At 33.4% G+C, this 1,609-nt stretch carries 1 protein-coding gene and 1 pseudogene; one reads left to right on the forward strand and one right to left on the reverse strand.

The genetic code is table 11. The features are described from left to right. A pseudogene (locus tag ACRCJ0_RS13705) lies at nucleotides 1-349 on the forward strand (hypothetical protein); the annotation flags it as partial. Between the two features lie 76 nt (nucleotides 350-425). Here ACRCJ0_RS13705 and ACRCJ0_RS13710 read toward each other — a convergent pair. After that, a complete protein-coding gene (locus ACRCJ0_RS13710) occupies nucleotides 426-1,358 on the reverse strand; it encodes an AraC family transcriptional regulator (protein WP_431390782.1) in 933 nt (310 codons plus the stop codon). Between the last annotated feature and the right edge of the window lie 251 nt (nucleotides 1,359-1,609).

Consider the following 1,609-nt stretch of genomic DNA (forward strand, 5'->3'; position numbering starts at 1 on the left):
CCTACGAAACAAACGTTTAACGGACGATATGATTCCATTAGCTTATTTTACTACGCTAACACCAGAACAAAGAGAAAGCTTCTTATTCTCAATGTCGGAATTTGATGATTTCCCGGAGGCATATCGACCACGCTTTACCCCAGATTCGTTTGTTAAAGTTATTTCTTATGAAGAGTTTTCACAAAATATCCATGACCGCTATAATCTGGATATGCCTGAGGCAGAACCATCATACAGTAAAGCTGATGAAGAAGATATTGATAGTGAAGAGGATAACCATTTAAATTCTGGGGATATTCACGATATTTCAAATTTTCGAAGAAATGGTGAAGATGATAAACCTGAATAAAATATGATAAAAAAGAAGCACGATGTCCATGGAAATTCTAGGGTATCGTGCTTCTGCTATTTCGTCTCTTAAACCACTATAGAATAGACTGTGTATTTTGTTGTGCATACTTCTTCGGAGAGGTGTTGAATACTTTCTTGAATGAACGGTAGAAAGTAGAATAGTCACCGAATCCGGATGCGTTGGATACGTCTTGTAAGGACATTTTGTTGGTGCTCATATGATTGATTAATTGTGCAGCATAGTTGGCACGTTTCTCAATCAAATATTCGTGGAAATTTTGGTTCATTTCTTTACGGAATAATTTTGATAAATAATAGGGCGAAATATCAAATACTTGTGTAATCCGGTCTAATTGTAAGTCAGATTCTTTAAAGTGTTGGTCGATATAGTAGATGATGTGACTAAAGTGTTTGTCATCTTTATAATCACCAGACATAGACGGGATTTTCTTCGCATGATAGACATTCATCAATGAATGGTATAGGTAAAAAGCAGTTACGAAGGTTGTATCTTCTACTTCTTCATCACCATGAGTAAGAATTTTATTTAAATGAGTAATTGTCTTATCTAGATTTTCTTTATCTAAACGGTAATGACCCGGTTCATTATAAAAGCGAATAATATCTTCAAAAATATTATCATTTACCATAGCATATTGATGAATCAAATTCTCAGGCACCATGCAGATATACCGGGTATTATTAATGCCTTCTTCACTAGACATTAAATGCGGAACGTTAGGTGGAATGATCATAATATCACCATTGTAGAGTGTGTAACTGGTATCATTTACGATAAACTGACATTGATTGCCTAAGTAGAATAGAATTTCAAAATGGTCATGATAATGCATACTAGTAGTAATGCTAGAATATTCTGCAAGATCCATTTCATTAAGGTTTAATTGTTCCTGATTGTTATAGGACTTACGCATCATGGTGCGTCGCTCATCATGATAGCTAAGAGAGAAATGTTTCTGAAATGTATTAACCGCTAATGCTTCCAAGATTTCACCTTCTAATTTAACTTTCTTAATATAATTATACTTTGCAATATTTAACTTATGTCTATAGTGTACTAAACTTCTACAAGCGGTTTCAAGGCTTTTTATAATTTAATTTTAAGAAAGGGATTGTGCCGTAAAAATCCTGTAATATATGTTATAATTTAAGGGAAAATGAGGCCTTTGATAACCAATGCCAGTTTTAATCTCATGCAATACAGTATTTTACAACAGTCAGGAAAAATACAATTTTT

The organism is Aerococcus sp. L_32 (genome assembly GCF_050689315.1).